The organism is Pseudomonas sp. CFBP 8772, assembly GCF_014841665.1.
In the GTDB taxonomy this organism is placed as follows: Bacteria; Pseudomonadota; Gammaproteobacteria; order Pseudomonadales; family Pseudomonadaceae; genus Aquipseudomonas; species Aquipseudomonas graminis_B.
Genome location: NZ_JACYUI010000004.1, coordinates 260,959 through 274,590, shown reverse-complemented (window position 1 = coordinate 274,590; position 13,632 = coordinate 260,959). Strand labels below are relative to the sequence as shown.

Genomic DNA, 13,632 nt, shown 5'->3' with positions numbered 1-13,632 from the left:
TTGGGGGGCGCCTTAGCCTCGACATCAGCAAAAGAATTCGATGCTCGCATCCGCCATAATCAAGGAACCCGCTCATGAAATCCCGATTTTCTTTCAATTCGTCCTTTCTGATTATGTTGTCGCTGACAGGATGCGCAGCGACTATGGATGCTGCAAAGCACGATCAGCTTCGAGAAAGCGCGCTTTACGGCAGTTGGCACGTAGCAGGTCTAGCGGTATCAGACTCGGGCGTGCAAGCACTGGAAGATAATGACCCAAGCTTCATGGGCCGACGTCTCAGTTTCAATCACGATCAACTTGCATGGAAAGCGTTAGCAGACTCAACGGAAGACGTGTGCAACGGGCCTGCTTTTCATAAGCTTCCGGCGATGAGTGGAGCTGAACTGAAGCCACAACTCCATAAGCTGGGCATCGAAAAAGCCGTACCCTACGGCGTTGAATGCAAAACTGGAAGCTGGGGGCCTCTTGATAAAGAAAGCCCTGCATTTTTCCTGGCGCAAGATGGGACGTTAGCTCTTTCATGGTTTGACGGCGGACTGCTGAAACTGATACGAGACTGAACACGGGAAGGTCACGCTACCGGCCAAGACGTGAACCCAAGAGGGCGAGACCTTAGAAGGGCGTCATGTTCGCGTCTATGCACGCACGGAAGGTAACCGTTGGCTGCCGTATTTGATCGAAGCGTCGGCCAGCGTATTGGGCAGAAAACAGCCGAGTGGACCCCTTAGCGCGCCACTCGGCTGTTTAAATATGAAGCCTCAACGCACCCACGTCATCCCCATCAGCTCCAGCGCCGTCGTCAGATCCGCCAACGTCTCAAACCGACGTCCGCTCACCCGCTGCCATTTCGGCCGATCGATATAGACGCGTTTGCCCTCTCGTTTGATCTCGGTACGAACCGCAGTGCCTTCGTTGCTGCGGTGGACGATTGCGAGGTGACCATCACTGTCATCGAGGGTGAACATGCCCGCTCGTAGCAGTTTGTTCTCCAGGCTGAGCTCAATCCGGGGCGGGGCGACGAGCACTTGCAGACGCAGATCACTCTGGACGCGTCCCGCACGACGGCCCACCGTATCGGTCATTTCAACGCCGGGGTCTGGCGTTATTCCGGCCGATTCAGCCACACGAACGTCTTCAATGCGCAGCCCTACCGCGCCTTCCAGTTCCGCGAGACCGGGGACGCCCTGATACGTATTGGCGTGGGAATTACCCACCAGTGCTACCCAGTGGCCGCCGCTTCTCGCCCCTTGGTCTGCGTCGATCACGCCCTTGGCGTAGTAATTCATCACCTTCTGCCGCAGCCCTTGCTCCGCGCCGTCCATGCCGTCGACGCGGTAACTCGCCATGCAGTCGATGGCGCGGATGCGCACGCGGTTTTCTTGCGCGGCTTTGAAAACGGCCATGAAGGTGTATTTGCCGTTTGGATCAGTTCGATGGCCTTTGTCCAGCGCCTTGATGTAGTCCTCAAGCTGAGGCGACAGAGTGCCCGTTCTCGAAAACGTATCGAGATCCACCTGATGGAAGTCGGTGAGCACGTGCTCCATGTACAGGGTTTTCACCTTGAGCTTGGTGAGCAGCGGCATCTGTTCGATCAGAAACTGTTTGCTGCCGATCCCTGCATGGCTCTCGCCGATGACCAGGCCCGATGAACGTTTGAATACGATCTTGAGCGCACGTTTGAGCGGCGCGTTGGCACTCAGCTCTGGCATGTCTGGACGCTTTGGCAGTTCGAGCGTGTTGAAGAAGGCGTTGGCGTCATCGCGCAGATTGCGACGGATGCGCTTGAAGTCGTCATAGGGATCAGGTTTGTCAAAATCGGGGCTGTGATAGCGATCGTCGACAAAGCGGCCGCCATATTGCGCGCCCTCCATGACTTCAGTCCTCAGCGCCGCTGGCACTTCGTATGTGCTGGGGAGGGTGGTCGTCTGGGGAGAAACGCCGACCCCACGACCGGGCCCCATCTTGCCGAGCACCTTCCCGCCGCCTGACAGGTGCAAGGGAGTGACGGGCTCCCAAATGCCAGCAGCGTTAAGGCGCACAGGCATGTTTCGGTAAAACGAGTAGGGGTTTGCAGGGTCGATGATGGCCCAGCATTTCAGCTCGTTGATGTAGCGAACGGCGTAGGCGAAGCCATCGATCTCGATGAAGGTTTCGCCCTGATCGGTCAGGTAGATGCCCTTCATGCGACCTTCTTCACGCACGGGTTCGAAGGCATCCAGCAGCATGTTGGTCTCGAAGTAGGCCAAGGCATCGTCGCGCTCAAAGGGGTAAACGGATTCTGGTTTCAGGCCCGGCATCTGAACTAACCCATCGGTGGGCTCATCGACTTCCGGTGCCAGCTCTCCCTCGGGTTCAGGCTGCAGCAACTCGCCTTCCGGCATCGCCTCCCCGCCGATAAGAAAGGTGCTGTTGAACAAGACGTCGATGCTGGCCGTCACAGCCCCGATGACCCCTGCCTTGCGCTGCGCCGTGCTCGCGCCATTCACGGCCTGATCAATGTTGAGGCCCATGTCGGCGATGCCGGCACCCACGGCTGCCAGCGCAATCGGCCAGTCAATCGCCGCCAGCGCACCGGAAAGTTGGGAGAACGACCGCAGATAGCCGATCCACATCTGTTTGCGCAGGTCGCCGTTGGAATGCAGCGCCAGGTCTGCGTCGGCAAACATCCGAGCTCGGATCGCGTCGCGCAAATGGCTGAACGGGTCTCCCGACACGGGCCGACTGTGTTGATTGATCAAACCGGGATGAGCGGATCCCCATGAGGTGTAGAGCACATCCAGGCCATGGAACAGCCCGATGTTGTTGTCAGCCGCTCCGTGTGCCGACAACGGGAAATGGCCCATGAAACGCGCGCGGCGTTCTGGGCGGTTGTTCTGCGACAGCAGCCACCCATGCAGCTCTTCGGGCGTGGCGAAGGCATGAAAGGCCTGCACTTCGCCGGGGGTGTAGAGAATTTGCCGGCCTGCTGCGGTCACGATGCGCAAGACGTCGCTGGCTTCGTAGCCGATCACGTCGAAGGTCCAGACTTTCGCGTCAGCGCTGGCCGGAGCGCTGGCTCGCAGAGTTTGCAGGCTCGGTGCCTCAGACGGTTCTACGTTCGCCGCACGCAAGACGATTCGCAGATCTTCTTCACTGAGCCAGCCGGCCTGTTGGTCTTCGAAGGCGCTGGCGATGAAGTTGGCTTTGGCCATGGTGTGAAAATCGTCGGCGAAGTCGCGCCAGAACGCCTTCAGCTTTTCCTGATAGCGCGATTTGAAGTCCACGGACCAAAACTCAGTCATGACCTGGGCGGGCAACATCCTGACCTCGTTTCGTTCATCGAACGGTTCTGCATCGGGGCCTGCGGCGTAGAACCCGCTAAGCATCTGCAGGGTGTCGGCGTTGTCCTGATCGTGGGGATTGAAGCGGTGCATGACCAGTTGCGGGAGGGTCATCGATTGATAGGGCGCGTCGCGGTGCTCCCAGCCATTGAATGACCGCGGACTGCTGACTGCCGTGTGGAAGCGGTGCCAGTAAACTGTATCTGGCTCGATGTCGCGACCGGTCTGGCGCAGGAGGACTTCTCGGGCGATGCTGCGGGCCATTTCGCGCATGTCCGGGCAGGCCTCGACCATGCGCTCACTCATGGTGATGAGGGCGTTTCGGTCCTGGCTCAGGGATGCAGCGGGCGGGTGAGCGGGTGCAACGGTCATATTCGTCTTCCTTGATGAATGGGAAGACAAGCTTGGCGTGATTGCTGATTCATTTGGCACTAAATATGTATTGCGTACGCCGTCGCCTTAAATTTCTGTAAGGGCAGGTGTATCGTGTCCGCCCCTCGCATCGTTCAAGGATGCGACCCGTCGTTTGAGGTTTTTTCGTACATGTCTTTTACCCGTCGACAGATACTCGGAGGTCTGGCCGGTCTTGCGGTGGTCGGGCTTGGCGCGGGCGGCGCCTCAAGGTATTGGCTGGGCAAACGCGGGCCGGGAGAAGGGCACGATTATGAACTGATCGCCGCGCCGCTGGACGTTGAACTGGTGGCCGGGCACCAGACGCCCGCGTGGGCATTCGGCGGGTCGGCTCCTGGCACTGAATTGCGCGTCAGGCAGGGCGAGTGGCTACGGGTGCGCTTCATCAATCATCTGCCCGTGGAAACCACGATTCATTGGCACGGCATTCGGCTCCCGCTGGAGATGGACGGCGTGCCTTACGTCTCGCAATTGCCGGTCAAGCCGGGCGAGTACTTCGACTATAAATTCCGAGTGCCGGACGCCGGCAGCTATTGGTATCACCCCCATGTGAGCAGCAGTGAAGAGCTGGGCCGCGGGCTGGTGGGGCCGCTGATCGTCGAGGAGCGCGAGCCGACCGGATTTGCACACGAGCGCGTCGTCAGCCTGAAGAGCTGGCATGTGGACGAGGAGGGCGCTTTCACTGATTTCAGCGTCATTCGCGAGGCTGCCCGCGAGGGCACGGCCGGGCGATTGTCGACGATCAATGGCGTGCCACAGGGCGTCGTCGAGCTGCCTGCCGGGCAAATCACCCGGGTGCGCATTCTCAATCTCGACAACACGGTGACCTACCGCCTGAATCTGCCAGGCGCCGAGGCGATGATCTACGCCCTGGACGGCAACCCGGTCAAACCGCGCCCCTTGGGCAAGGATTACTGGCTGGGGCCGGGCATGCGCATCTGTCTGGCGATCAAAGCGCCTGCGGTCGGTGAAGAGATTTCCCTGCGCAACGGCCCGGTGCGGCTGGGCACCTTTCGTTCGGTCGCCAGCACCGATACGCCGGGCGAGTGGCCCCCTGAGCTGCCGGCCAATCCGGTTGCCGAGCCTGATTTGACCAACGCCGAGAAGCTCAATTTCAATTTCGAGTGGGTGGGTTCGGTGTCGGTGAATGTCGACAACGGTAAACCGCCCAGCTTGTGGCAGATCAATGGCCAAGCGTGGGACATCACCGACAAGACCTGCGCGGACCGGCCGATCGCCAAGCTCGAACAAGGCAAGAGTTACATCTTCGAGCTGAAGAACATGACGCAGTATCAGCATCCCATTCACTTGCACGGCATGAGCTTCAAGGTCATCGCTTCCAATCGCAAGAAGGTGGTTCCGTATTTCACGGACACCTATCTGCTGGGGCGCAACGAGCGCGCGCGCGTCGCGTTGGTGGCGGATAATCCCGGCGTCTGGATGTTTCACTGCCATGTGATCGATCACATGGAAACCGGTCTCATGGCCGCTATCGAGGTCTCCTGATGCGTCAGCCGCCCATCATCGATCGCAGTCGCGATCAGCATTTCATGCGCGAAGCCCTGGCGCTGGCGGCGGAGGGTGCGTTGCTGGGCGAGGTGCCGGTTGGCGCGGTGGTGGTGCAGAACGGCGAAATCGTTGGCCGCGGTTTCAACTGCCCCATCAGCGGCAGCGATCCCAGTGCCCACGCCGAGATGGTCGCCATTCGCGCGGCGGCGCAGTCACTCAGCAATTATCGCCTGCCCGGCAGCACGCTGTACGTGACGCTGGAACCCTGCAGCATGTGCGCGGGGTTGATCGTTCATTCGCGCATCAGCCGCGTGGTGTATGGCGCGACCGAGCCCAAAGCGGGGGTGGTGCAGAGTCAGGGGCAGTTCTTCATGCAGCCGTTTCTCAATCATCGCGTGCTGTTCGAAGGCGGGGTGCTGGGGGAGGAATGCGGGACGATGCTGAGCGAGTTTTTCAGGATGAGGCGGGCGAAGGGTTAGTTCAGTGCGACGGCGAGCGGATTCTGGCGCTGACTAAAGCGGCGCTTTCTCTTCCGACGGCTTGGTCTTGTCGACCCCAGGCACATGCAACGAGCCTTCCGCCACCTGGCCGCCTTCCATCTGCGGCTGCGTCACCCACGTCAGGATGTCGTAGTAACGGCGGATGTTGGCGACGAAACTGACCGGTTCGCCGCCACGGGCGTAGCCGTAGCGGGTCTTGCTGTACCACTTCTTCTGCGACAGACGCGGCAGCATCTTCTTCACGTCCAGCCACTTGTTCGGATTAAGCCCTTCGCTTTCGGCCAGCTTGCGCGCGTCATCCAGGTGGCCGCTGCCGATGTTGTAGGACGCAAGCGCCAGCCAGGTGCGATCCGGCTCCTGAATTGAGTCGTCGAGCTGTTCTTTGACGTAGGCGAAATACTTGGCGCCGCCCTGAATACTCTGTTTGGCGTCGAGCCGATTGGACACACCCATGGCCTGGGCCGTGCTCTGGGTGAGCATCATCAAGCCGCGCACGCCGGTCTTCGACGTCACGCCCGGCTGCCACAACGATTCCTGATAACCGATCGCCGCGAGCAGGCGCCAGTCCACCTGTTCTGCTTTGGCGGCGGTCTGGAAGTGCTTCTCGTACTTGGGCAGGCGCTCCTGCAAATGCTGGGCGAAGGTGTAGGCGCCGACATAACCGAGGACGTCGACATGCCCGTAGTAGCGGTCTTTAAGTCGCTGCAGCATGCCGTTCTTCTGCATCTTGTCGAGATAGGCGTTGATCTCGTTGAGCAGGCTGTTGTCATCCCCCAGCGCCACGGCCCAACGCTGATCGCGGCCATCGCCGAGGTCGAAGCCGACGCGAACGTTGGGGAAATACACCTGATTCATCGCCAGTTCGTTGGAATCCACCAGGGTCAGGTCGATCTGACCTTCATCCACCATCCGCAGCAGGTCGACGACTTCGACCTGATCGGACTCTTCGTAGTTGATGCCGGGGTACTTGACCTTCAGCGCTGCCAGTTGCTCGGCGTGGCTGCTGCCTTTGAGGACGAGGATGCGTTTGCCGACCAGATCGCCCGGATCGGTGGGGCGCGACTGGCCGTTGCGGTAAACGACCTGCGGGGTGACTTCAAGATAGGAGTGAGAAAAACGCACCTGTTTCGCGCGGTTTTCGCTGCTCACCAGGCCCGCTGCCGCTAGCACCGGCCCGCCGGGCTTGCCCATCTGATCGAACAGGTCGTCGAGGTTGTCGGCGGCTTCGATTTTCAGTTCAACGCCCAAATCGTCGGCGAAACGCTTCACCAGTTCGTACTCGAAACCGGTTTCACCGTTGCGGTCCTGAAAATAGGTTGCCGGGCTATTGCGGGTGACGACGCGCAGAACGCCATCCTCCTTGACTCGTTCCAGCGTGTTGGGTTTCTCCACACACGCGCCGAGCAGCAGGAAGATTCCGGTTGCGATGAGCCACTTGGCACAGCGTGGGCGGAAATCTGATAGGGAAAACATCGGTGCAGTATACGCAAAGGAGCCATACCGCCATATCTCGACAGCGCGGGTCCCGTCTGATAGAGCCGAGGAATTTTTACCTTCCGGCGCAGGCAAGCGCCCGGAGCCGACATTCGGGTGCATCCCATGCCGTGGTTTCGGGTGCCGACGCAGACTGATTAGGCTAGAATGCACGGCCTCAAAGCACACCCCCTTCCCGAGGCTGTCCCGACGATGTTGATCCTGCGTGGTGCTCCCGCCCTTTCCGCCTTCCGCCACAAGAAATTACTTGCGCAGCTGAACGATAAAGTTCCGGCTGTCAGTGGCCTGTACGCTGAATTCGCCCACTTCGCTGAGGTCAATGGCGTCCTGACCGAAGACGAGCAGCAAGTCCTTGCCCGCCTGCTGAAATACGGTCCGAGCGTGCCGGTTCAGGAGCCGGCGGGCCGCTTGTTCCTGGTACTCCCGCGTTTCGGCACCATTTCGCCATGGTCGAGCAAGGCCACCGACATCGCGCGCAATTGCAGCCTGACCAAGATCCAGCGCCTTGAGCGCGGCATCGCGTTTTATGTAGAAGGCCAGTTCAGCGACGCTGATGCGCAACTGATCGCCGACACGCTGCATGACCGCATGACCCAGATCGTACTGGGCGCGCTGGAAGAGGCCGCCAGCCTGTTCAGCCACGCCGAGCCCAAGCCGCTGATCGCCATCGACGTGCTGGGCGGCGGCCGCGCGGCGCTGGAAAAAGCCAACGTCGAACTGGGTCTGGCCCTGGCCGAAGACGAAATCGACTACCTGGTGAACGCGTTCACCGGCCTCAAACGCAACCCACACGACATCGAACTGATGATGTTCGCGCAGGCCAACTCCGAGCACTGCCGTCACAAGATCTTCAACGCCAGTTGGGACATCGACGGCCAGAGCCAGGACAAAAGCCTGTTCGGCATGATCAAGAACACCTATCAGATGCACAACGAAGGCGTGCTGTCCGCTTACAAGGACAATGCCTCAGTGATCGTCGGCAGCGTGGCCGGCCGCTTCTTCCCGAATCCTGAAAGCCGCGAGTACGGTGCGGTTCAGGAGCCGGTGCACATTTTGATGAAGGTCGAAACCCACAACCACCCGACGGCAATTGCCCCGTTCCCTGGCGCAGCCACCGGTTCCGGCGGCGAGATTCGTGACGAGGGCGCGACCGGACGTGGCGCCAAGCCGAAAGCCGGCCTGACCGGTTTCACGGTGTCCAATCTGAACATTCCGGGTTTCGAGCAGCCCTGGGAAAAGCCGTACGGCAAACCCGAGCGCATCGTGACACCACTGGACATCATGATCGAAGGCCCGCTGGGTGGCGCGGCGTTCAACAATGAGTTCGGTCGCCCGGCGCTGACCGGTTATTTCCGTACCTTCGAGCAGTCGATCAGCACGCCACATGGCGATGAAGTTCGCGGCTACCACAAGCCGATCATGCTCGCAGGCGGCATGGGCAACATCCGCGAAGAGCACGTGCAGAAAGCCGAAATCACCGTTGGCGCCAAGCTGATCGTGCTCGGCGGCCCCGCGATGTTGATTGGTCTGGGTGGCGGCGCGGCTTCATCCATGGCCACCGGCACCAGCTCGGCTGACCTGGATTTCGCTTCGGTGCAGCGTGAAAACCCGGAAATGGAACGCCGTTGCCAAGAGGTCATCGACCGCTGCTGGCAGCTGGGTGAAGCCAATCCGATCGCGTTCATCCATGACGTCGGCGCGGGTGGTCTGTCCAACGCCTTCCCTGAACTGGTCAACGACGGCGGTCGCGGCGGCCGCTTCGAACTGCGCAACGTGCCAAACGACGAGCCAGGCATGGCCCCGCTGGAAATCTGGAGCAACGAGTCCCAGGAGCGTTACGTTCTGGCGGTCAGCGCTCCTGACTTCGAACGCTTCAAAGCCATCTGCGAACGTGAGCGTTGCCCGTTCGCGGTGGTCGGTGAGGCCACTGAAGAGCCGCAACTGACCGTCACTGACAGCCATTTCGGCAACAACCCTGTCGACATGCCGCTGGAAGTGCTGCTGGGCAAAGCCCCGCGCATGCACCGTTCGGCCGAGCGTGAGACAGAGCTGGGTGACGACTTCGACCCGAGCGCGCTCGACATCGAAGAAAGCGTGCAGCGCGTGCTGCATCACCCGGCCGTGGCAAGCAAGAGCTTCCTTATTACCATTGGCGACCGCAGCATCACCGGTATGGTCAATCGCGACCAGATGGTCGGCCCGTGGCAAGTGCCGGTGGCGGACGTCGCCGTCACCGCAACCAGCTTTGACGTGTACACCGGCGAAGCCATGGCGATGGGCGAGCGCACGCCGCTGGCCTTGCTGGATGCCCCGGCGTCCGGCCGCATGGCGATTGGCGAGACCCTGACCAACATCGCTGCTTCGAGCATCGGCAAGCTTTCCGACATCAAGCTGTCCGCCAACTGGATGTCCGCTGCCGGTCACCCGGGTGAAGACGCGCGTCTGTACGACACCGTGAAAGCCGTCGGCATGGAGCTGTGCCCCGAGCTGGGCATTACCATCCCAGTGGGCAAGGACTCGATGTCCATGAAGACCCGCTGGAGCGACGAGGGCACCGAAAAAACCGTGACCTCGCCGCTGTCGCTGATCGTCACCGGTTTCGCCCCGGTCACCGACATCCGCAAGACCCTGACCCCGCAATTGCGCATGGACAAGGGCCTGACCGATCTGATCCTGATCGACCTCGGTCGTGGTCAGAACCGCATGGGCGCATCGATACTCGCCCAGACCCACGGCAAGCTCGGCAGCGTTGCGCCGGACGTCGATGACGCTGAAGACCTGAAAGCCTTCTTTGCCGTCATCCAGGGCCTCAACGCCGACGACCACCTGCTGGCCTATCACGACCGTTCCGACGGTGGCTTGATGGCGACCGTGCTGGAAATGGCGTTCGCTGGGCACTGTGGCCTGAACCTCGAACTCGACACGCTGACCGGCACCCGCGAAAAAGTTGCGGCCATTCTGTTCAACGAAGAGCTGGGTGCAGTGATCCAGGTTCGCCAGGACGCCACGCCGCTGGTGCTCGCGCAGTTCAGCGCTGCCGGCCTGGGCGAGGATTGCGTCGCCGTGATCGGTAAGCCGATCAACAACAGCGATGTGATCATCAGCCTGAGCGGCGACACCGTGTTCAAAGGCGATCGCCGCCTGCTGCAGCGTCAGTGGAGCGAAACCAGCTATCAGATCCAGCGCCTGCGCGACAACGCCGATTGCGCCGATCAGGAATTCGACGCGCTGCTGGAAGAAGACAACCCGGGCCTGAACGTGAAGCTGGGCTATGACGTCAACGACGACATCGCTGCGCCTTACATCAAGAAGGGCGTTCGCCCACAAGTAGCGGTACTGCGTGAGCAGGGCGTCAACGGTCAGGTTGAAATGGCGGCTGCGTTCGATCGCGCCGGTTTCGCCTCGGTTGACGTGCACATGAGCGACATCCTCGCCGGTCGCGTCGACCTCAACGACTTCAAAGGTCTGGTGGCGTGCGGTGGTTTCTCCTACGGCGACGTGTTGGGTGCCGGCGAAGGCTGGGCCAAGTCCGCGCTGTTCAACAGCCGTGCACGGGATGCGTTCCAGGGCTTCTTCGCCCGCACCGACAGCTTCGCGCTGGGCGTTTGCAACGGTTGCCAGATGATGTCCAACCTCAGCGAGCTGATCCCGGGCAGCGAATTCTGGCCGCACTTCGTGCGCAACCGCTCGGAGCAGTTCGAAGCGCGCGTGGCGATGGTCGAAATCCAGAAGTCGGCGTCGATCTTCCTGCAAGGCATGGCCGGCTCGCACATGCCGATCGCCATTGCCCACGGTGAAGGCCACGCCGAGTTCAAGACCCCTGAGTCGTTGATTGAAACCGATCTGTCCGGCACCGTTGCCGTGCGTTTCGTCGACAATCACGGCAAGGTCACTGAAACCTATCCGGCCAACCCGAACGGTTCACCCCGCGGCATCGCGGGTCTCACCACACTCGACGGCCGCGTCACCATCATGATGCCGCACCCTGAGCGGGTGTTCCGCGCCGTGACCAACTCGTGGCGACCGGATGAGTGGGCTGAAGACGGGGCGTGGATGCGCATGTTCCGCAACGCCCGCGTCTGGGTGAACTGATCGCTGATGTACAAGCTGGCCTTCTTTGTGCCATCGAGCCATGTGGAGCAGGTCAAGAACGCGTTGTTCGCCGCCGGTGCGGGGCGAATCGGCGCGTACGACCGCTGCTCATGGCAAGTGCTTGGCCACGGCCAGTTTCGCCCGCTGGATGGCAGTCAGCCGTTCATCGGGCAAGCCGGCGAGGTCGAGCAGGTTCAGGAATGGAAGGTCGAGCTTGTCGTGTCAGATGAGCTGATCAGGCAGGCGGTTGCTGCGCTGAAGGACAGCCATCCCTACGAAGTACCGGCTTATGACGTGTGGAAGCTGGAAGATATCTAGCTTCCCTGCAGCATGGCTCGAGATTGAAGCAATCCGCATTACCCCCGGCAAAATCTTACGGCCGAATCTCTATCATCGTGCCGTCTTTCACCAGATCCCACACCTCACGAATATCGCTGTTGCGCATGGCGATGCAGCCGTTCGTCCAGTCCAGCGTGTGGAAATACCACTCCGGGTAATCGTCGTTGATCGGCGTGCCGTGAATCATGATCATGCTGCCCGGTTTCACGCCTTCGCGGCGGGCGCGTGCGGCATCGGAAATGTTGGGGTAGGAAATGTGCATCGACAGGTTGTAGGCGTCGCTGGTCTTGCGCCAGTCGAGCCAGTAGAAACCCTCCGGTGTGCGCTGGTCTCCCTCTTGCAGCTTCGGTCCGGTGGGCGCTTTGCCCAGTGAGATCCGGTACGTCTTCAGCGCCTCGCCGCGGCTGATCAGCTGCAATTGATGCGCGGATTTGAGCACCAGCACTTTGTCGACAGTCCGGTCCGCGATGTTCTGAGTGTCGACGACCTTTCCGCCAACGAACTTCTGTTCGCTGCCTTTGGGCACGATGGTCTGGGTGAACGCAGCCTGGGACAGCGGCACAACCGACAGGCATAAAACGGCAAGCAACCAACGCATGAAAAGGGTATCCCTGAAGCCTGCGCGGCAATCGCGCATCATCGTTTCGATCAAGTGGTCTTGAGCGGCGGTGTGACAGACAGACAATCGGTGCGTACCTGGAAATCTTGATGCCGCCGGTCGCGGAAAAAACACTCCAGGGTACGCCTGACCGTATTGAACGCCAGCTCAGACCACGGAATATCCGCTTCGTCGAAGAGCTTCACTTCAAGGCTTTCGATACCGGCCGCGAACTCCGGTTTGACCAGATTCGAGCGGTAGAAGATATGCACCTGATTGATGTGCGGCACATCGATCATCGAGTACAACTGCAGGTCCTCGACCTCTGCGCAGGCTTCTTCCAGCGTTTCGCGGCGGGCCGCCTGCTCGACGCTTTCGCCGTTTTCCATGAACCCGGCGGGCAGCGTCCAGTAGCCCAGTCGCGGCTCGATGGCCCGACGGCACAGCAAGACCTTGTCGCCCCACACCGGCACGACGCCGGCCACGATGTTGGGGTTCTGGTAGTGAATGGTGTCGCAATGTTCACACACGTAACGCGGGCGGCTGTCGCCCTCGGGAATACGCTGGATGACCTGTTCGCCGCAGTTGCTGCAGAATTTCATGATCGAATCGGGTTCCTGTTGGCAGCGGCTATCTTGAGCCGTAGCGCGGGTGGACGGCAAGAGGCGTCTTGCACGCGCGGGTTGTCCTACAAGACTTGGGCGCGTCGCCGCTTTGGTGCATGATGCCGGGCAGGCAACCGATCGAGAATTCCCATGCTGGATGAGCTACTTCACCGTATGAGCAGCCACACGCCGGTGATGCTGGAAACGGACGCGCGCTTTCCCGAGGCCGCCGTGCTTCTCCCCATTACCCGCAATGCAGAGCCTGAACTGGTGCTGACCCTGCGCGCCAGCGGCCTGTCGACCCACGGCGGCGAAGTGGCCTTCCCGGGCGGACGGCGTGACCCGGAGGATCCGGACCTCATCTTCACGGCGCTGCGCGAAGCCCAGGAGGAGATCGGTTTGCCACCGGGTCTCGTTGAGGTCATCGGCCCGCTGAGTCCGTTGATCTCCAAGCACGGCATAAGAGTGACGCCCTACGTCGGCATCATTCCGGATTTCGTCGAGTACACACCCAATGATGGCGAAATCGCAGCCGTCTTCAGCGTGCCGCTGGACTTCTTCCGTCAGGATGTCCGCGAACACACCCACCGCATCGACTATCAAGGGCGCAGCTGGTACGTGCCGAGTTACCGCTTCGGCGAGTACAAGATCTGGGGCCTGACCGCGATCATGATCGTCGAGTTGATGAACCTGTTGTTCGACAGCGCCATCGACCTCAACGAGCCGCCAAAGCGATCCATCATCCACACGCTGAAATCCTGACT

The 13,632-nt window shown here is 60.7% G+C and carries 10 protein-coding genes; 6 read left to right on the top strand and 4 right to left on the bottom strand.

What is annotated here, in order from left to right:
• The first annotated feature begins 74 nt into the window (after positions 1-74).
• The gene (locus IFT99_RS11150; protein ID WP_192132297.1) at positions 75-560 is read left to right on the top strand and encodes a hypothetical protein; all 486 of its coding nucleotides are present in this window, start codon (positions 75-77) and stop codon (positions 558-560) included.
• A 198-nt stretch (positions 561-758) separates the two neighbouring features.
• Here IFT99_RS11150 and IFT99_RS11145 read toward each other — a convergent pair whose 3' ends face one another.
• Positions 759-3,692 (bottom strand): membrane-targeted effector domain-containing toxin, encoded by a 2,934-nt coding sequence (locus IFT99_RS11145; RefSeq protein ID WP_192132295.1) that lies wholly within the window; start codon positions 3,690-3,692, stop codon positions 759-761.
• A gap of 171 nt (positions 3,693-3,863) precedes the next feature.
• Here IFT99_RS11145 and IFT99_RS11140 point away from each other — a divergent pair, with 171 nt between their 5' ends.
• Together IFT99_RS11140 and tadA are read left to right on the top strand one after the other, a co-directional pair.
• Complete coding sequence (locus IFT99_RS11140; protein WP_192132293.1) at positions 3,864-5,237, top strand: multicopper oxidase family protein; 1,374 nt, start codon at positions 3,864-3,866, stop codon at positions 5,235-5,237.
• A complete protein-coding gene (gene tadA, locus IFT99_RS11135) occupies positions 5,237-5,719 on the top strand; it encodes a tRNA adenosine(34) deaminase TadA (RefSeq protein WP_065989978.1) in 483 nt (160 codons plus the stop codon). The genes IFT99_RS11140 and tadA overlap by 1 nt, the downstream gene beginning before the upstream one ends.
• A gap of 33 nt (positions 5,720-5,752) precedes the next feature.
• Here the strand turns inward: tadA and mltF are convergent, their stop codons facing one another.
• Positions 5,753-7,213: a membrane-bound lytic murein transglycosylase MltF gene (mltF, locus tag IFT99_RS11130; RefSeq protein ID WP_065989976.1), complete on the bottom strand. Its 1,461-nt coding sequence runs from the start codon at positions 7,211-7,213 to the stop codon at positions 5,753-5,755.
• A 213-nt stretch (positions 7,214-7,426) separates the two neighbouring features.
• Here mltF and purL point away from each other — a divergent pair, with 213 nt between their 5' ends.
• Together purL and IFT99_RS11120 are read left to right on the top strand one after the other, a co-directional pair.
• On the top strand, positions 7,427-11,326 hold the full coding sequence (purL, locus tag IFT99_RS11125; protein WP_192132291.1) for a phosphoribosylformylglycinamidine synthase: 3,900 nt from the start codon (positions 7,427-7,429) through the stop codon (positions 11,324-11,326).
• A gap of 6 nt (positions 11,327-11,332) precedes the next feature.
• Positions 11,333-11,644 (top strand): Nif3-like dinuclear metal center hexameric protein, encoded by a 312-nt coding sequence (locus IFT99_RS11120; protein ID WP_192132289.1) that lies wholly within the window; start codon positions 11,333-11,335, stop codon positions 11,642-11,644.
• Positions 11,645-11,699: 55 nt separating this feature from the next.
• On the opposite strand, the gene IFT99_RS11115 is transcribed toward IFT99_RS11120, so the two are convergent.
• Both IFT99_RS11115 and IFT99_RS11110 read right to left on the bottom strand, forming a co-directional pair.
• Positions 11,700-12,263, bottom strand: a complete 564-nt coding sequence (locus IFT99_RS11115; RefSeq protein ID WP_192132287.1) for a L,D-transpeptidase family protein — start codon at positions 12,261-12,263, stop codon at positions 11,700-11,702.
• Positions 12,264-12,313: 50 nt separating this feature from the next.
• Positions 12,314-12,865, bottom strand: a complete 552-nt coding sequence (locus tag IFT99_RS11110) for an NUDIX hydrolase (RefSeq protein ID WP_065989972.1) — start codon at positions 12,863-12,865, stop codon at positions 12,314-12,316.
• Between the two features lie 153 nt (positions 12,866-13,018).
• Between IFT99_RS11110 and IFT99_RS11105 the strand changes: the two genes are divergently transcribed.
• Positions 13,019-13,630, top strand: a complete 612-nt coding sequence (locus IFT99_RS11105; RefSeq protein WP_192132285.1) for a CoA pyrophosphatase — start codon at positions 13,019-13,021, stop codon at positions 13,628-13,630.
• Positions 13,631-13,632: the final 2 nt, after the last annotated feature.